Origin of the sequence: Streptomyces sp. NBC_01669, from assembly GCF_026339735.1 — a bacterium.
GTDB classification, from domain to species: domain Bacteria; phylum Actinomycetota; class Actinomycetes; order Streptomycetales; family Streptomycetaceae; genus Streptomyces; species Streptomyces yanii.
Window position 1 is genome coordinate 1,213,218 of record NZ_JAPEQG010000002.1, and the last position, 18,560, is coordinate 1,231,777.

Consider the following 18,560-nt stretch of genomic DNA (forward strand, 5'->3'; position numbering starts at 1 on the left):
CCGGCGGGTTGATCACGCATCGGGGTGCCGCTGGCCGACCTGGCCAGCGGCACCCAGTGCCGACAGTGGCAAAGGATCCCGGACACTCTGAAAGGTGGCGAACGACTGTGCAGGCTGATCCGTGGGGCTTGTCCGGCAAAACCGTGCTCCTCACCGGGGCGCTCGGCGGTATCGGAATCGTCTGCGCGGCCGCCTTCGCCGACGCAGGCGCGCGTGTGCTGCTCAGCGACCTGCCGTCCCCTGCTGACGCCGCCGAACAGCTGACTGCCCACCGTTTCGGCGCCGAGAACTATCTCAGCTGTGATGTCCGTTCGCCGGCCCAGGTCGAGTCGATACTCGATGACGCCACAGATATGCTCGGCGCCGCACCGGACATCGTGTCCGTCCACGCGGGACTTGTGGGCTCGTTTCCCATCGAGCAGTACCCCATCGACGAGTTCGACAACCTGATGGCCGTGAACCTGCGCGGTTCGTTCCTGACCGCGTGCGCAGCCGCCCAGCGGTGGCGCACGGCCGGGCGACCGGGGAACCTGATCTTCACCACCAGCTGGGTCCAGGATGTCCCCTGGCCGGAGATCGGTCCGTACGCGGCGAGCAAGGCCGCGGTGCGCGCGCTGATGCGCGGTTTCGCCCGCGAGCTGGCACCACACGGAATCCGCGCGAACGCCCTCGCGCCCGGCATCGTCGGAGTCGGAATGGCGCGCCGCCAATGGGACTCGGATCCGACCTACCAAGCGCGCGCCCGCAGGGCCATCCCCCTCGGCACCCTCCAAGACCCCAAGTCGGTCGCCGACGCCATGCTGTTCCTGGCCTCCCCTCGATCGGCCTACATGACCGGCTCAACCCTCGTCATCGACGGCGGCGCCAGCCTGTACCCGATGGACTGACCGGCTTCACTGCCCGGCGCCCGACACCGAGCCGGTGCGATCGATCTCGGGATGCGCCGGTAATGCGCACAGACCAACCACAGCACGGCCTACTCAGTGGGATCTGCGTCGGCGTACCGAGTCCTCCAACACCGACTTGGTTGGCCGGGAAGCCGCGGTCCTCGGCTCGGAGTCGAGCGCGGGCCCAAGCCGTCGGAGCAGCACCTCGCCGGGGCTCTTCCCCGCGAGCACCGCCCGGACCTCGTCCACGGTCGACCCAGCGCGATCGGCGGCCACTTGGCTCCAAGAACCGGCGGCCCGCCACCCGCTGCGACGTCGGCAAAACAACCAAACGCCCCGAGACCATCACCGAAAGCAATCGGAACAAAGCTCGCAAAGATCAAATAAAAAGCTAACTGGAAAGTCTCTGGACATGCCGGGATATCTCGGCAGGAGACGCCGTGGACAAGGAGGAATATTTCAGATCTACCCTTGCGCGCCTCACGCAGACCGTGGCACGGTACAGGAATTGATCTGAAACTCCCACCGCAGAACACACACGCGAGGATGGTTTCAGAATGATCGACAGAAGGAATCTCCTTTCTCTGCTGGCGGCCACCGGAGTCGGCGCGACGATCGCCCTCGACCCGACGATTGCGCAAGCCCAATCGCTCGATGCAGGGGTTGCCGGAGTGGGCGGCCAGGCTGCCGGATTGAGCCGTTCTCTGCGAGAGTTGCACGGCTCCCTCCGGGTGTCGATCCGGAAATATGAGGGCACGACGCTGCGCCAAGCCCAAGTATTTGACGGCGACACGCTGACCGACGGGCCGCAGCAGTGGCAGCTGAAGTGGGAGGCGCGGCGGGTGTCCGATGATCATGGATGGGAGGTCACCCTGACATGCACTCTGGAGAAGGGGGAAGCGGAACAAACCGCGATCTCTGTCGATTTCCCATTCGAGAACTGGGAGACCGCGAACTACGTGATGATTCCCGGAATCGTCTACAACGGCAATCGCTATCGCACCATCGGCAACGGGTACAATCCGAACTATCCGGCCGACATGTACTACAATCCCCGGACGCCGCTGGCGACATCGAATAACCCGCGGCTGGCCTCCGATGTCGCGGCGCCTTCGCGGATCGAGCTGGAAACCTGCAATACTGCAGCCCCGGCAATGAGCTTCTTCTCACCCAAGTCCAGAAAGGGCTGGATCGTCCTCACGGAGCAGGGAACCCGACTGGGCAATAGCGGACTCTCGGTTGAAGAGAGCGCGAGCAGGGAAAGCTGCGAATTTCGTATTTCGGCGCCCGTTGTGCGCCAGCAGGCTGCCGGTTTCGGCGACTTTCGACCGAGCGGGGACAGGGCGTCGAACTGGGCTCCCGGTGACGCCGTGTCGATTCGCTTCCAGGTCTTCACCTTCAATGCCGATGGAATTCCAGCAGTCCTGCAAAAATTCATGGATGTGCGAAAGTCGCTTACTGGCCCCACCGCGCCTCGCAACCTGCTTCCGATGAGCAAGCTGGCGGAGCTTGGCACCAACATCTGCCGGGGCAATTTCACCGAAACCGAGGCCGGCAAGTACTATCTCCCGGAAAATTCGAAGCACTTTCAATTGGGTTGGGTCAGCGGCATGATCAACACCTACCCCATGTTGGCCCTGAATGACCCGACGGAACGCGGCAGAGTCTCCGAGGAGCTTGACTTCATCTGTTCGCGCATGAAGGGGCGAAGCGGATTTTTCTTCAGCTTCATCAAAGCAGATGGCACGATCGTCTCGGAGAAGGCTCACCCCGACTTCCCGGCGGTACAGGCGATGGTGCGCAAGAACGGAGACGTGCTCTTCTGGCTGATCAAGCATTTGATGCTCCTGAAGGCACAAGGGCATGGCGATGCCATCAAGGAATCCTGGGAATTGGCCGCGGGCGGCCTGGCAGAGGCATTCACCCAGACCTGGCAAAAGCACGGAGAATTCGGTCAGTACATCGTGCCCGAAACAGGCGATATTGCCGTCTATAACTCGACAGCCGGCGCCATCGCTCCGGCCGGGCTTGCCCTGGCGGCTGAATACTTCCACCGTCCGGACTGGTTGGCCGTAGCCGAGGAATCGGCCAAATTCTACTATGACCGCGACATCAAGTCCCGCGGATTCACCAGTGGAGCGTGCGCGGATATTTCACAGGATGCGGATTCCGAATCGGCATTTGGTCTCCTGGAGTCATTCATGGCGCTGTACCAGTACACCGGAAAGAGGGAATGGCTGAATCGCGCGAAGGTCCAAGCCGCACTGTGCTCGTCCTGGACGCTTGCGTACAATCCTCTCTTCCCGGCAAACAGCGCTATCGCACGACTGAACGGAAAGATGGCTGGCGCCGTCTGGGCAAGCAGCCAAAACAAGCATGCCGCGCCCGGCGTCTGTACATCCTCCGCAGACCACCTGTTCAAGCTATACCGAGCGACTGGGGACAAGAAGTACGCTGAACTCATCAGGGATATCCAGCATGCCCACGCCGAGGCCGTCAACATGCCGGGACATATAACAACCAACTACCTAATCGGTTCGAGCATGGAGCGGATCCAGCCCAGCGATGCCGAGGGCAAGGGGGCCATCGGTAATTTCATCTATACGAGAAACTCCTGGACCGAGACCAACGGCATCTTGATGGCACTCGAACTTCCCGGAATCTACGTCCGGCCTGGGGAAGGAGTCCTCATTCCCTTTGACCATGTCCAGGCTGAATACGTCCGCGACAGCCGTCGTGCTGCCGTAGTCCGCTTGACAAACGACACAGCCTACGCGGCAGAGGTGTCGGTGCTGGCGGAAACGGCCCACCAATCGGCCCGCCCCCTTGGGTACACAGCGTTCCTCGGTTGGCCGCGAGTCGAAGTCCCGGCCGGCGGGGCGGTCACCGTGAGGGTCGCGAGGGATGGAAAGGTCACACTTCAAGCCTGATCCGGCTGCATCCGGCCTCAGGCATCGGGACGACGACCATGGCGACAAGCGTCCCAGAATAGTTCACATCAATCGTCCGAAGCTCCGGGGCCGCTGCCGAGGTTGGTCAGCGGCCCGCGGCGGATTGGGAGTGAGCCGACTCCATCAGCGCCTCAGCGGCCGACACCTTGGGACCGGGCGACAGTTGGCGCCCCGCTGGGCCGGCGCGATCGCCGTGCCGATCTCGACCTTTTTGTTTAACCTCGGCAGTTCACCTGACCTGCTGATCTTGGTTCGTTCCTGAGACAGCAGGACGGCCGTTCTTCACGCTTCAAGGTGTCGAGCAAAGTCGCGTAAAAGAACAGCCGCTGGTGAAGAGTCTCGCCCCTGAACAGTCCGCTGACGCCGCGCTGGGCATCCTGTCCCACTTTCGTGTCCAGTTCTACGACTGCCTCTACGCCCGGGCGGATGCGCTCTTCGAGCTCACCGACGCGGTGCTGTGTGCCGATGGGCCGGTCACCTCGCTGGTCGAGCTGACGCTCACGGCCGAGTACCGGCGCGAGCACGGGGCGGGCTGGCTGGAGCCGCGCCTTCTGCGCAGGCTGCTGGCCTCCACTCCACTGCCGCGTGCGGCCGACGGGCGGATCGTGCTCGCCGTGGACGTGAGCAACTGGCTGCGTCCCGACGCTGCGCGATCTTGGTGGTTAATTCCAACTGTCATGTAACGAGGGAGAGTTGGAGTCGGGCGAGGTGGCTGTGGTTGGCGCGGTCGAGGGGGTGGCCGTTCCACCAGGCGGTGATACGGATGAGGTTGAGGGCGGTGGCGCTGGTGGTGTGGTCGAGGTGGATCTTGGCCAGGCCGCGGTAGCGGGCGCGGCGTAGGCCGGTGGTGTGGGTGGCTTGGCGGATGGTGCCCTCGACGCCGGCGCGCAGGGCGTAGTTGCGGTTGAAGTCGTCGGTCTGTTGGTGGGCGCGGGCAGTTTGGATGGCCTCGGTGAGTTCGCGGGGTTGGAGGCTGAGCCGGCGGCGGTTGCTGCGGGCGCTGGTGCACTGGTCCTTGGAGGGGCAGGGGATGCAGTCCAGGGCGGCGAAGGATACGACGGTCTTGGCCACGCCTTCTTGGATGACATCGTTCCAGGTGGTGCTGGTCTTCCCGGCGGGGCAGATGGCCTGCTGGTTGTCCCAGTCGATGGTGAAGTCGGTAGCTGCGAAGCCTTGTTGGGCTTTGGCTTGGTGGGAGGTGTCGAGCAGGACCGGGGTGATCAAGGCGACGCCGTAGGCCTTGGCGGAGCCCACGATCAGTTCGGCACTGGGGTAGCCGGAGTCGAGGTAGTGCCGATTGGGCAGCAGCCGACGGCGCTCCAGGGCCTGGTGGATCGGTTCCAGGGCCTTGGTGTCCGGGAGGGTGGAGGCGGTGGTGGCCACGTTCGTGATGATGTTCGGCCGGGCGGGACGGTCGCCGTCGGCCTGTGGGTGGCAGGTCTCCGAAACGTGCAGCTTGAATCCGTTCCAGAACATGTCCCGCTTGGCTGACCAGCGGGCGTCGGTGTCATGCGGGGAGGCCAGGCGTATCGGGCCGGGCGGCAGCCCGTCACCCCCGTCCTCGTCGCGCTCGCGGCGCCGGATCCGCAGCCTGGCGCCCCTACCCGGGGTGCGGGTGTAGTTCTGCACCAGCACGATCCGCAGGGTCTGCACCGCGGCCAGTTCGCGCAGCCATGCCGGGGATACCGGGGCGTAGAGGGCCTCCAGCAGGGTGTAGCCGTCCTTGGCGTAGTGCAGGGCGAGTTCGTCCTGCTTGGTCTTGGAGGAGGGCAGACGCCAGGTGTCGATCCGGTCCGCGTAGCGGCGGCTCCAGTCCTCCACGACCAGTGACTGGTTCACCCAGTCGGGGCAGGTCGCAGCCAGGGCGTTCAGGGCCGCGCGCACGCTCTCGCCGACCAGCTCGAGCCGGTTCAGGTCCCGCACCGCGGCCACGATGTGCGTGGAGTCGGTGCGCTGGTTGCCGCCCGCCTCCACCAGTCCCAGCTCGCGCAGGCGCTCCAGCAGCAGGTCCAGCACCCGCTCCTCCATCCCGTGGGCGACGACACGGGAGCGGAACTCCGACAGCACGCTGTGGTCGAAGCCCGGATCCTTCAGCGCCAGACCCAGCGCGTACTTCCAGGACAGGTTCTCCCGGACCTCGTCCGCGGCCTGCCGGTCGGTGAGGTTCGCGGCCTTCTGCAGCACCGTGACCAGCGCGAGCCGGCCCGGCGACCAGCCCGGCTTGCCCGCCCGCCCGAACCCGTCGGCGAAGGCAGCGTCCGGGAACAGCTCGCCCAGCCGGTCGCGGACCTGCACCGCCAGCGGGGCCTCCCGCCTGCCCGAGTACATCGCCCGGACCGCCGCCGCGATCTGCGGATCCGGCTGAGGCCAAGGCTGGGGCTGCACCGACACGACGCGCTCCGATCCGAGAAGACCCACGAGTGATCACCAGCGCTCATGATCCACTGCCTCCTCGTCGCGCTGTCACCCCTGGCGCACGGGCAGGCCCACGACCGACTCCGCCAGCCATCTCGATCCCTGCCAACTCGACTTCAATGCAGAACAGTTGGAATTAACCACCAAGATCCTACACCTCCAGCCACGCTGGCACCGGCATCGCGTCCCGCACGACCGCCCACTCGGCGTCGCTCATGTCGGAGGGGTAGCAGGGCTCACGGACCGGACGGTCGCCCGCATTCCCGAACCGGCGAGCGAGGCAATCACACGACTGGGGAGCCGAGTTGGACTCCACCGGCATGACAGAGCAAGACTGCGACACAAGGGCCTCCTGGGCTTCGGGCATTCGACAATCCCGAGCTGACCAGGAGGCCCTGCCCTCATGCGCACACCCGCTGAAGATCACCCGACCGAGCCGCACCAATCGAACCGACACTCACCATGATCGGTACGACAACGGCTTCTAAACGAGAAGACCAGCGAGATCGACCGGCAGATCGAGGCTCCCTTATGAACTCACGCCACCGGCGCCGCCCCCGCCCCATGTCGTACCAGGGCGCCGGACGCCGGCAGATTCCGCACCGCTGCCGACGACGCGCATCAGGCCGTATCGACACGATCACACACTGTTCGTTCTCATCGATCCGGACACCCTCGACGACCGTGTGTTCGGCCATCAGCGTCCGCTTCCATATCCTGAAGAGGGACACGCCGTTTTCCTGCTTGATCCAACTTGAGCCTAGACACCTCAAGGATCACAGGAAACGGCGTGTTTCCCGTATCAGGGCAGGTCAGAGCACCCACACATACGGCAGGAGAGCCCAAAATAGGGGCTTCTCGCCGATCGCAAACCTGATCGACCAGAGCCGACTTCTCAGGGAAGATCCCATCAGCACTCACCTATGACACTGAGGAGACCCCTGTGATCACGCAAGGAGTACTGGTCACAGGCCGGTGTAGTGCCTGCGGAGGCACGACGACCTGCGATGTCGGTCAGTTCTTCGACCGCGGCATGCTTCGGTGGGGCACCGAGGGGCGCTGCGCGGATTGCTTGAATGCGTGGTGCGAGGAAGACGACGGTCCCGTTACGCCCGAGAACATTCGACAGGCTCTGCTGCAAGCTCACGGGCCGGCGCGGCTTCGTCTGTCTGCAGACGTGCCGAACCTCGTTCCCGTGCTGCAGGCCCTCCGCGACGCACAGGAACTATCCCTGGGCGAAGCACGAGCGCAGGCCACGCAACTCGCCGAGACCGATCTCATCGGCACGCTCGTCGAGATGGAGATCCTAGCCATTCACCTTCGGAGACGCGCCGTCTCGGTGACCGTCGAATCAGCTGGGTAGCCCCGTCCTGGCAGCATCCTGCGCGGCTTGACACCGGCATTGAGAAGTCTTCCTGCTCCCCAGGAAGAGTCTTTTCTTGCCACCTGGCGGTGGGCAAGCCCCGACCTGCTGGGCAAGCCGCCCAGCCACACGCCGCGCCGACTGATACTGCGGCGCGCTCTGTGATGCGCTGGTGGCACCGCTGCGCGCGGCCGGCCCCGCCCTCTCCCTGCTGCTCGCCGTGTCGGGGCGCCGGGTGGCACTGGACGACCTCTCCGGGTCGGGTGTCGCCACGCTGGCGGCGGGTTCCTGACCGCTCGTCATCGGCTCCCGCTCCTCCCTCCCCCTGCTCCCCTGCTCGAACAACCCTGTCGAACGGCGCTGTCAGTGGCGCGCGGTAGCTTCGGGATTGTTCGAGATCACGGGGTGAGAGGGGTGAATTCGTGGGTGTCAGGCATGCGTTGAGCGTCGTCCTGGTCGACGTCAACGACGAGGTGGTGATGGCCTGGCGGTCCGCGTTCGCGGACACGCCGGAGGTCGAGATCAGGCGGGGTTCCCTTCTCGATGTGGACGCTGACGCCTGGGTCTCCCCTACCAACGAGCGTGGCCGGATGGACGGTGGGGTCGACGCCGTCGTCAAGCGGTACCTCGGTGCGGGCATCCAGGTGCGGGTGCAGCGGGCGATTCGCGACCGGTTCGGCGGACGGCTGCCGGTGGGCAGCGCGGTGTGCGTCCCGTCCGGGGCGGACGTACCCCGGTACCTCATCTCGACGCCCACCATGCGCCAGTCGTCGCAGAACGTCAGCGACACGATGAACGTGGCCCTGGCCTGCGCGGCCGCCTTCCAGGCGGTGCATCTACAGAACCGGGCGAAGCTGGGCAGCATCCGGTCGGTGGCCCTCGTCGGGATGGGCGCGCAGACCGGGCAGGTGCCCGCGAAGGTGTGCGCCAACCTGATGTGGACGGGCTACACCCTCTTCCACGACCACGGTTTCGCGGACTACGACGAGTTGCGGGCCGCCGTACTGGGGCAGCTCGACGACATCGAGGGAGCGGGGTCCGCACGGCGGGTCCGGATCAACGTGCCGCAGCGGCCTTCCTTTCGTCACTGACCCGAAGACCTCGCAGGCCGGTGCCGCCCAGGGCGCGGACACCGGCGACGACCCTGCCGCATCTGTTCAGCATGCCGGGGCGCCCGTGGAGGCGTCCGGTTCGAGTATCGGGAGTTCCACCCTCGTGAGTGATGTCGACGTGACGGCCGCGGGCGATGCCGGTTCCCCGGCCGGGGATCCGCTGGGACTGGCCGGCCTGTTCACCGGTGGCGGCGAGCCGTGGCTGCCGCTGCTCGGACCGGTGATCGAGGCGCAGCCGGGAGCCGCCGACTTCATCGGCCCGAAGCGCAGCCCGGAGGTCGTTCCGGTGCGCGAGCTGACGTTCCAGGCGTTGAAGCCGCATCCGCCGGAGAAGTGGAAGGTGGTCGTCTTCGGACAGAACCCCTATCCGCGGGCGGAGAGCGCGACCGGCATCGCGATGTTCGACAACACCTTCAACGACTGGAAGGACAGCCAGTTCGGCCGGGTCGTCAGCATCCGCTGCCTCATCAAGGCGGCCGCGATGTGGAAGTACGGCATCGTCAAGAAGACCCCGATCGCCGACGTCCGCGCCCTGCTGAAGAAGGAGGACACGGTTCAGCCGCCCGAGTGGTTCCAGGCGATGCTCACCCAGGGTGTGCTGCTGCTGAACGCGTCCCTCACGGCGAGCGCGGACGGGGCGATGGCGACCGATCGGCACACGTCGTTCTGGCGCCCCGTGGCCGAGCAGATCGTCGAGGAGATCCTCCGGGCGAAGCAGGACGCGGTGGAGGAGGACGACCGGGGGGTGGTGTTCGCCTGGTGGGGCGCGCACGCCCGGAGTCTGAAGAGGGTCGTCCAGCGGCTGGAGAAGAAGTACCCGGGGGTGCAGGTCCGTCACCTGGACCACGCCAATCCGGCCGCGCAGGGGGATCTGTTCTGCGAGGGCGACCACTTCGCCCAGGTAAACGACGCCCTGGCGGCGGTGGGGGCCGAGCCGGTCGACTGGCTGCCGCGGAAGGGCTGGGACCAGGGGACGGGCGGGGCCGGCGGGCCGGAGGACGGTGGTGTCGCGCAGCGGATGGGGGCGTTCATCGCGTCCACGATGGAGTTGCACCAGCTGTATCTGGAGCGGCTCACCAGCGTCAAGGACGAGGGCCTCGTCCTGCCGCCCGTCACCGGGGTGTTCGACACGCCGCTGATGGACTTCCGGAAGGCCGTCGAGCCGGTCTCGCGGGTGCTCGGGCACCTGGATCGGCATGTCGATCTGTCGAGCCGTTTCGGGGAGACGAAGGCCGCGGAGGCGGCGTCCGCGGACGCGCTGTCCGGGGAGGCCGTGGGCGCCTTGTCGGCCGACGCGATCTCGGCCCTCTACCTGTACACGTGCGAGTCGGGCTTCTACCGCGAAATCAACGCCGTGCTGCGCTCGTCGGACCGCGAGCGCGTGGTGCCGTACCTGCCGTACCTGCGGTTGCTGTTCTCGGCGATGGAGGCGTTGCCGGCGCAGACGCGGCCGCTGTGGCGTGGTGTGGCGCTGGATCTGCGGTCCCAGTACCCGCTGGGGCGGACGGTGACGTGGTGGGGCGTGTCGTCGTGCACGTCCGAGCTGGGTGTGGCCCGCGCGTTCCTCGGCGGGCGTGGCCGGCGGACGCTGTTCGAGGTGACGCCCGCGCGGGCGGTGGGGATCCGGCGGTTCTCCGCGTTCACGGGTGAGGAGGAGTACATCCTCGCGCCGGGGACGCAGCTGAAGGTGACGGAGGTGAAGGCCGAGCGTGAGGGTCTGTGTACCGTGCGGCTGACCGAGCTGGAGGGGGCCGGCCTGGTGTCGTGACGTCCCCGGGCCCCGCGACGTCGGCTTCGAGTCATCTGCGCGGCTCCAGCGCACCGCCTGGATCGTCCAGCGCGGTACGCGCGAGTCGCCGGAAGACTCGCAGAGCCTCCAACGCGTTTGCCCGCTGCTCGTCGGGGGGGAAGTGGTCACGGAATAAGCGATTCGGATGGGTAACGCACCACGTGCCCAGGACCGTTGCCGCCCATTCTCTCTCGGAGTCGAGGACTCGCAGGGCGGCAGCGGCCACAAGGTCCGGACCCTCAACGTCGACCACCGCACCACGCCGATCGAGAACGCCCAGTAACTCGCGCCCCCGACGGGACGTCTCCCTGATCTGGTCACGGGCCTGCCGGTCCCGCCGCACGAGGTGGTGGGTCTCTTGGGTCACGTTGTGGTGTTCCATCGCAGCGGCAAGAAACTCGGCGTAGGCTTCCCGTCGTACTTGCCGACGCCATTGCACGTGAGCCGACCGGGCCTGCGACCTTCCACTGAGATAGGCCGCCCCCAAAGCGCCTCCGGCACCTAGCGCCGCTCCCGCTAGAGCAGCCCCCGCCCCCAACCACGCCACTGCGCCGGCATCCATGACACCGATCATCCACCGATACCCGGCGAGCGGTGCCGGTGTGACCACATTTACCGGACAGTCCTTAGCCTCAATACCGTTCAGTTAAGGGCTTCTGGGTTATTGTGGGTGGATGCCGCGTTCTGGTTGGGTGAAGCCGTCTTCTGATGTCCGCTTGTCGGATTTGGTGTCTGTGGGGTTGCTGACGCGGGTGTTTCCCGCGGATGTGGTTGACGCGGTGATCGAGGAGGCGGGGCGTACTGAGCGGCGTCACCGGTCCTTGCCCGCGCGGGTGATGGCGTACTTCTCGATGGGGATGGCGCTGTATTCGGATGGCTCCTACGAGGATGTGTTCGCGCAGCTCACGGATGGGCTGTCGTGGGCGTCGGGGTGGTCGGAGTCGTTCACGCCGCCCTCGAAGTCGGCGATCTTCCAGGCCAGGGCTCGTCTGGGGTTCGAGCCAGTGCGGGATCTCTTCGCGCGGGTCGCGCGTCCGCTGGCGGGGCCGGACACGCCGGGGTCGTGGCTGGCCGGGCGTCGTCTGGTGGCGATCGACGGGACGTGCCTGGATGTGGCAGACACGGCAGCCAACGCAGAATTCTTCGGGCGGCCGGCTTCCAGCCGGGGGGAGCAGTCCGCGTTTCCACAGGCCCGCCTGGTGGCATTGGCGGAATGCGGCACCCATGCCGTCTTCGACGCTGCCACCGGCCCGTGCAGCGTGTCGGAGATCGAGTTGTCCCGGCAGCTCGTCGATCGGCTGGAGCTGGGCCAACTGGTCCTGGCCGACCGGGGCTTCTACGGGTTCCGTCTGTGGCAGCAGGCCGCCGCCACGGGCGCGGATCTGCTGTGGCGAGTGAAAACGAACCTGCGGCCCCGGCATCTGGAAACACTGGCCGATGGGTCCTGGCTGGCCCGGATCGTCCCGACGTCGGGCACGAACCGGGCCACGACGGAGCCGCTCACAGTCAGAGTGATCGACTACACGGTCGATGACGGCCGGGACAACCCCGAGGAATACCGGCTGCTGACCACGATCCTCGACCCGGCCGAGGTCGGCGCCGAGGACCTCGCAGTCGTCTATGCCCAACGATGGGAGATCGAGACAACCTTCGACGAACTGAAGACCCATCAACGCGGGCCCCGCGCGGTACTGCGCTCGAAAGCCCCCGACCTTGTCCAGCAAGAAATCTGGGGACACCTGTGCTGCCACTACGCCATCCGCACCCTGATGGCCGACACCGCCGCGCACACCGGCCAGGATCCCGACAGAGTCTCCTTCGTCAAGGCCCTCCGCATCGCCCGCCGTTCAGTCGCGCAGGGCGCATTTTCCCCCTCCGGGCACTGACACGGCCGACGCGGCATGGTGTCACGCCATCCGATGGCTCACCCAACACCTCAACCCACCCCGCCGAAAACGCTCACACCCGCGAGTCGTCAAACGCAAGGTCCTGAAATGGGCCGCGAAACGCTCCCACCACGCACACTGGCCCCAGCCCAAACACAGCCCCCACATCACCATCCGAAACCACTAACTGAACGGTATTGTCCTTAGCCTCAATACCGTTCAGTTAAGGGCTTCTGGGTTATTGTGGGTGGATGCCGCGTTCTGGTTGGGTGAAGCCGTCTTCTGATGTCCGCTTGTCGGATTTGGTGTCTGTGGGGTTGCTGACGCGGGTGTTTCCCGCGGATGTGGTTGACGCGGTGATCGAGGAGGCGGGGCGTACTGAGCGGCGTCACCGGTCCTTGCCCGCGCGGGTGATGGCGTACTTCTCGATGGGGATGGCGCTGTATTCGGATGGCTCCTACGAGGATGTGTTCGCGCAGCTCACGGATGGGCTGTCGTGGGCGTCGGGGTGGTCGGAGTCGTTCACGCCGCCCTCGAAGTCGGCGATCTTCCAGGCCAGGGCTCGTCTGGGGTTCGAGCCAGTGCGGGATCTCTTCGCGCGGGTCGCGCGTCCGCTGGCGGGGCCGGACACGCCGGGGTCGTGGCTGGCCGGGCGTCGTCTGGTGGCGATCGACGGGACGTGCCTGGACGTGGCAGACACGGCAGCCAACGCAGAATTCTTCGGGCGGCCGGCTTCCAGCCGGGGGGAGCAGTCCGCGTTTCCACAGGCCCGCCTGGTGGCATTGGCGGAATGCGGCACCCATGCCGTCTTCGACGCTGCCACCGGCCCGTGCAGCGTGTCGGAGATCGAGTTGTCCCGGCAGCTCGTCGATCGGCTGGAGCTGGGCCAACTGGTCCTGGCCGACCGGGGCTTCTACGGGTTCCGTCTGTGGCAGCAGGCCGCCGCCACGGGCGCGGATCTGCTCTGGCGAGTGAAAACGAACCTGCGGCCCCGGCATCTGGAAACACTGGCCGATGGGTCCTGGCTGGCCCGGATCGTCCCGACGTCGGGCACGAACCGGGCCACGACGGAGCCGCTCACAGTCAGAGTGATCGACTACACGGTCGATGACGGCCGGGACAACCCCGAGGAATACCGGCTGCTGACCACGATCCTCGACCCGGCCGACGTCGGCGCCGAGGACCTCGCAGCCGTCTATGCCCAACGATGGGAGATCGAGACAACCTTCGACGAACTGAAGACCCATCAACGCGGGCCCCGCGCGGTACTGCGCTCGAAAGCCCCCGACCTTGTCCAGCAAGAAATCTGGGGACACCTGTGCTGCCACTACGCCATCCGCACCCTGATGGCCGACACCGCCGCGCACACCGGCCAGGACCCCGACAGAGTCTCCTTCGTCAAAGCCCTCCGCATCGCCCGCCGTTCAGTCGCGCAGGGCGCATTTTCCCCCTCCGGGCACTGACACGGCCGACGCAGCATGGCGTCACGCCATCCGATGGCTCACCCAACACCTCAACCCACCCCGCCGAAAACGCTCACACCCGCGAGTCGTCAAACGCAAGGTCCTGAAATGGGCCGCGAAACGCTCCCACCACGCACACTGGCCCCAGCCCAAACACAGCCCCCACATCACCATCCGAGTCCACTAACTGAACGGTATTGTCCTTAGCCTCGATCCACCGAGTGACTCGCGTGCTATGGATGAGCAATCAAGAAGTGGTGCCTGCTGACCTGCGATGATGGGAGTTCTGACGCTTCCAGCACGCACAATCAGCAAGGCACCTCGTAGATGCAAGTTTCCCACACTCCGGCAGCGGTCTCCGCTGCGTTCGATGACCCGAACCTGATCACGTATGCCGGGCTGCTGCCGGTGCTACGGCTGGCCGAGCGGTGCGGCCTGTCGGACCTGGTGGCTGCGAAGGTGAAACTGACCGGCGCGAAGAACGGGGCGGGGGCTGCGGCGGACGCCAAGGTCACCAGCATTGTGGCCGGCATGGCCGCGGGTGCGGACAGCATCGACGACCTTCACGTCCTGCGGCACGGGGCGATGCCGGCCGTGTTCGCAGGTGCCCGTGCCCCGTCCACGCTGGGCACCTTCCTTCGCGCGTTCACCCACGGTCATGCCCTTCAACTCCACGCTGTCCACCGCCGGTTCCTGGCCGCACTGGCCGCGCACACCCCCTTGCTGCCGGGCTCGGACGAGCTGGCGTTCATCGATGTCGACTCCACCCACAAGCGGGTCTACGGCCGGGCGAAACAGGGCGCCGAGTACGGCCGGTTCAAGGGCATCCGCACCCTGCACCCCCTCCTCGCCACGGTCTGCACCCCACAATCGAGACCGGTGATCGCCGGCGTACGGATGCGACGCGGCAAGGCAGCAGACTCCAGAGGCGCCCCGAAATTCGTGAGCGAGGCCCTGGCCACCGCCCGCGAGGCCAGCTGCACCGGGACCCGTATCCTGCGGGCCGACTCGCAGTTCTACAACGCCGGGGTGATCGCCGCCTGCCGCCGGACCGGCGCCCACTTCTCGATCACCACCGGGATGAACCCCTCCATCAAGCGGGCCGTCCTCGGCATCCCCGCCGATGCCTGGCAGCACATCAGTTACCCGACCGCAAAGCTTCCCGGCGACCGCGCAGGGATACCGCCAACTCGTCGCCTGGGCCCGCTCGTTCGGAGTGGTGCGACGTGCCGGCGTCGAGTGCACCGGCTCCTACGGGGCGGCCTTGGCCCGCCACCTGCACGCCGAGGGAATCGAGGTCACGGAGGGTCAACCAGCCGGACAAGGCCGCCCGCCGGCGCCACGGCAAGACCGACGCCGTCGACGCCGAGGCCGCCGCCCGCGCCGTGCTGTCCGCACGCGCCACCGCCACGGCCAAGACGAGCGACGGCCCGGTGGAGATGCTGCGGCTGTTCAAACTCGCCAAGGGATCCGCGATCAAGTCCCGCACCCAGGCCATCAACCAGCTCAAGAGCGTCCTGGTCTGCGCCGACTCCGCCCTGCGCGAGGCCCTGGCCAGCCTGACCAACCCGCACCTGATCAAGCGGTGCGCCGCACTGGAAGCTCTGGACGCGACCGGGCCTGCTACAGCTGCCCGGCACACCCTGCGTCTGCCGGCCCGCCGAATCCAGCACCTGACCGAAGAGATCGACGACCTGAACCAGCGGATAGCCGAGGCCGTCAAGGCGAGTACGCCCGGTCTGCTCGACGTCCGCGGCGTCGGCCCGGACAGCGCCGCAGCCCTGCTCATCGCCGCAGGTGACAACCCCGAACGCCTCACCAGCGAGGCGTCTTTCGCCGCCTTGTGCGGCACCAGCCCGGTCGAAGCGTCCTCCGGCAAGACCCAGCGCCGCAGACTCAACCGCGGCGGCGACCGCCAGGCCAACGCCGCCCTCTACCGGATCGTCCTCAGCCGCCTGCGCTGGGACGACCGCACCCGGAACTACCTGCAGCGACGCCTTGCCGAGGGCAAGACGCGCCGAAAAATCATCCGCTGCCTCAAGCGCTACATCGCACGGGAGGTCTACCGGCTCATCGCCACTCCGAGTCCCGCAGCCAGCCGCGCACGTGCCGCAACCGCTACTTGACATCCATAGGGGCATCAATGCCGCGGCGTGAGCTCTCGACTATGCCCACTTCTCCGGACGCTCGATGACATGCCCCGTCTCAGCTTGACTCTGTCGGTGATCTTGGTGTTTCCCAGTGCGCGAGCATGATCGGCGGGCATGCTCAGTGCTGTTTCGAAAGCCGATACAGCTGCCGAGGTGTCCGTTGTCGCTCCATCCCCGCTCCGGTGAGCAAGTCCCGCCTCTGACCGCCCAGATCGCACGGGCAAGCAATCCGACCGGTACGACGGCGATGTGGGTCAGAGACCGGCTGGACGGGTTGTGGCGCGACGAGGACTTCGCCGGCTGGTATCCGCGCGACGGGCGTCCCGGGCTCTCGCCTGCCCAACTGGCCACCGTCTGTGTGCTGCAGTTCCTGCTTGGTCTGTCGGACCGGCAGGCAGCGGAAGCGGTCCGCTGCCGCATCGATTTCAAGTACGCCATGGCCATGGAGCTGGACGATCCCGGCTTCCACCACAGCGTGCTGGCCGACTTCCGCGAGCGCGTCGCGCAGGACGACCGCGCCGACCGACTCTTGGATCTGGTGCTCGCCCGTCTGAAGGAGGCCGGCCTCGTGGGCGAGCGCACCACGCAGCGCACCGACTCCACCCACGTCCTGGCCGCGGTGCGCGACCTGACCCGGCTGGAACTGGTCACCGAGGCGGTCCGTGCCGCGCTTGAAGAAGTGGCCCGCACGGCCGGGCATCTGCTGATCGGCCTGGTCGACGAGGACTGGGGGCGCCGCTATGGCCGCCCGGTCCGCCTGGGCAAGAACCCCACCCGGCCCAAGACCAGGATCCTCGCCGCCGGCAACGACGCCTGCCGACTGCTGGAACGACTCCACCGGGACGGGTCCGCCTACCGGCCCGGCCCACAAGCCGAGGCCCTACGGCAGATCGTGGTGCAGCACTACTACCGCGACACGGCAGGCCGCCTGCACTGGCGCACCACCGACGACGACGGGCTACCGCCCTCCTCCTCGGCGATCGTCTCTCCCTACGACATCACGGCGCGCTACGTGCGGCACGGACACATCATCCGCTGGAAGGGCTTCGCCGCCCATCTCACCGAGACGTGTGCCTCTGACAGCGTCAACGTGATCACGGACGTGGCCACCACGTCGGCCGCCACCAACGACGGCCAGGCCCTGCCCGGCATCCACACCCGCCTGGCTCGTCGCGGGCTGCTGCCCGCCGAGCACCTGGTCGACGGCGGCTACACCTCCCTGGTCCACCTGGAACGAGCCGACCGCGAACACCAGGTCACCGTCACCGGGCCGCTACCGGGCAACCCCACCCGCCAGCACCGCAGGAACGAGGGCTTCGACCGGGACGACTTCCACATCGACTTCGACCGCCGACAAGTCACCTGCCCCCAGGGCCAGGTCAGCGCGGGCTGGCACGGCCCCTACCCGACCTCCTCGCCCACCGCGGCGCCCCTGATCGTGGCACGGTTCACCAAGAGCCAGTGCCAGCCCTGTCCGGACCGCCCCCGATGCACCAGCTCCCGCGAGAACGCCCGCAACGTGGGCTTTCCCCCGCGAGAACTCCGCGACCTGCAAGTCCGCGTCCGCACCGAGCAGCAGACACCCGAATGGAAGGCCCGCTACGCAGTCCGCTCCGGCGTGGAGGGCACCATCAACGAGTTTGCCCACGGACACGGCATGCGCCGCTGCCGCTACCGAGGACAGCCGAAAGCCCACCTGCAACACGTACTCACAGCCATCGCCGTGAACATCGAACGACTCAGCACTCGGTCAGTGACCCAGGAAACCCCTTCACCGAGACCGCCGACCGCCTTCCAGACCTTCCTGGACCAGCAGGGAATTCCCCGATCGAAGTCCTGGCGCACCCTCGGCACCTAACCTCGACCATCCAAGATCACCGACAGAGTCAAGCTCAGGGTCCACGACCTTCTCCGGCAGCTGCGCACCGGTGAACTTGGCGCGGCCGATGGAGAAGGACGCCGGCATGAGCTTCTGCAACTCGTTCGAGAACCGCTTGGGTGGGAAGGCCGCCATGATGTGGGTGGCTGGGGCGAGGCGCTGAGCGGTCTGAACGGCGGGGGAGAGGTCGCTGTCCGCACTGATCACCATGGCTGAGGTGGCTGCTCGGGTCACTACGTCGGCAACGAGGGAGACCGCTATGTTGACGTCGGTTTCCTTCTCTTCGTAGTGGGTCCACTGCGAGCCGCACCGGCGGCATTCCTTATCCGGTACGACAGGTCCTGCAGCGCCGGAGGCGTCCACCGGCCGGGCAGTCCGGTGCCGGGAGTGAGGAACCGGTGCAGTGCATCAAGGCGGCTGCGTTCCTCCCGCACGCCGAGGGCAACGATTTCCACCCAGAATCCGGCGGCCGCAAAACGTTCGACCCACCAGTATCAAACCCGGCATCGTGGTCCGTACAAGATTGCCAGCACCTGGCATCATGGTCCGTTACTCCGTCCTGTCATCATGACCACGGCGCGGGAGCGGCGGCGTCGTGATCCGCATGAGGGCATCTACGCCATTTGCCTTCCGCCGGTGCTGCGCCCCCTCGCTCCGATGTGCGC

12 protein-coding genes and 2 pseudogenes are annotated in these 18,560 nt (G+C 66.7%); 12 read left to right on the forward strand and 2 right to left on the reverse strand.

From position 1 onward, the window contains the following. The first annotated feature begins 107 nt into the window (after positions 1–107). The 3 genes and pseudogenes from OG972_RS46720 to OG972_RS46730 form a co-directional block, all read left to right on the forward strand. The gene (locus OG972_RS46720; protein WP_266992901.1) at positions 108–887 is read left to right on the forward strand and encodes an SDR family NAD(P)-dependent oxidoreductase; all 780 of its coding nucleotides are present in this window, start codon (positions 108–110) and stop codon (positions 885–887) included. 557 nt (positions 888–1,444) lie between these two features. Further along, positions 1,445–3,817 (forward strand): hypothetical protein, encoded by a 2,373-nt coding sequence (locus tag OG972_RS46725; protein WP_266992902.1) that lies wholly within the window; start codon positions 1,445–1,447, stop codon positions 3,815–3,817. A 389-nt stretch (positions 3,818–4,206) separates the two neighbouring features. Then, positions 4,207–4,485, forward strand: a pseudogene (locus OG972_RS46730) (transposase); the annotation flags it as partial. Between the two features lie 28 nt (positions 4,486–4,513). Here the strand turns inward: OG972_RS46730 and OG972_RS46735 are convergent. Next, positions 4,514–6,229, reverse strand: coding sequence for an IS1182 family transposase (locus OG972_RS46735; RefSeq protein ID WP_266992903.1), 1,716 nt, complete (start codon positions 6,227–6,229; stop codon positions 4,514–4,516). 967 nt (positions 6,230–7,196) lie between these two features. On the opposite strand from OG972_RS46735, the gene OG972_RS46740 reads away from it, so the two are divergent. From OG972_RS46740 to OG972_RS46780, 9 genes and pseudogenes are all read left to right on the forward strand, one after another. Further along, entirely contained in the window at positions 7,197–7,616 is a 420-nt protein-coding gene (locus OG972_RS46740; RefSeq protein ID WP_266992904.1) for a hypothetical protein, read from the forward strand. Between the two features lie 422 nt (positions 7,617–8,038). Continuing rightward, positions 8,039–8,707, forward strand: a complete 669-nt coding sequence (locus OG972_RS46745) for a macro domain-containing protein (RefSeq protein ID WP_266992905.1) — start codon at positions 8,039–8,041, stop codon at positions 8,705–8,707. 124 nt (positions 8,708–8,831) lie between these two features. Continuing rightward, positions 8,832–10,496, forward strand: coding sequence for an ADP-ribosyltransferase domain-containing protein (locus tag OG972_RS46750; protein ID WP_266992906.1), 1,665 nt, complete (start codon positions 8,832–8,834; stop codon positions 10,494–10,496). A 166-nt stretch (positions 10,497–10,662) separates the two neighbouring features. Continuing rightward, entirely contained in the window at positions 10,663–10,800 is a 138-nt protein-coding gene (locus OG972_RS46755; RefSeq protein ID WP_266992908.1) for a hypothetical protein, read from the forward strand. A 391-nt stretch (positions 10,801–11,191) separates the two neighbouring features. Continuing rightward, positions 11,192–12,403 (forward strand): IS4 family transposase, encoded by a 1,212-nt coding sequence (locus tag OG972_RS46760; RefSeq protein WP_266992910.1) that lies wholly within the window; start codon positions 11,192–11,194, stop codon positions 12,401–12,403. Positions 12,404–12,654: 251 nt separating this feature from the next. Continuing rightward, positions 12,655–13,866, forward strand: coding sequence for an IS4 family transposase (locus tag OG972_RS46765; RefSeq protein ID WP_266992912.1), 1,212 nt, complete (start codon positions 12,655–12,657; stop codon positions 13,864–13,866). 327 nt (positions 13,867–14,193) lie between these two features. Next, a pseudogene (locus OG972_RS49740) lies at positions 14,194–14,943 on the forward strand (transposase); the annotation flags it as partial. Between the two features lie 149 nt (positions 14,944–15,092). Beyond that, positions 15,093–15,992 carry a transposase gene (locus tag OG972_RS46775; RefSeq protein WP_266992916.1) on the forward strand — a complete coding sequence of 300 codons (900 nt, stop codon included), beginning with the start codon at positions 15,093–15,095 and terminating at the stop codon, positions 15,990–15,992. 184 nt (positions 15,993–16,176) lie between these two features. After that, complete coding sequence (locus OG972_RS46780) at positions 16,177–17,874, forward strand: IS1182 family transposase (RefSeq protein WP_266992918.1); 1,698 nt, start codon at positions 16,177–16,179, stop codon at positions 17,872–17,874. Here OG972_RS46780 and OG972_RS49745 read toward each other — a convergent pair. Next, entirely contained in the window at positions 17,788–18,258 is a 471-nt protein-coding gene (locus OG972_RS49745) for an NYN domain-containing protein (RefSeq protein ID WP_353961664.1), read from the reverse strand. The genes OG972_RS46780 and OG972_RS49745 overlap by 87 nt on opposite strands. Positions 18,259–18,560 lie beyond the last annotated feature (302 nt).

Bases quoted from the DNA above. Each gene is read 5' to 3' on its own strand.
- OG972_RS46725 (WP_266992902.1), top strand. From the start codon at position 1,445: ATGATCGACAGAAGGAATCTCCTTTCTCTGCTGGCGGCCACCGGAGTC.
- OG972_RS46755 (WP_266992908.1), top strand. From the start codon at position 10,663: ATGGGTAACGCACCACGTGCCCAGGACCGTTGCCGCCCATTCTCTCTC.
- OG972_RS46760 (WP_266992910.1), top strand. From the start codon at position 11,192: ATGCCGCGTTCTGGTTGGGTGAAGCCGTCTTCTGATGTCCGCTTGTCG.
- OG972_RS46765 (WP_266992912.1), top strand. From the start codon at position 12,655: ATGCCGCGTTCTGGTTGGGTGAAGCCGTCTTCTGATGTCCGCTTGTCG.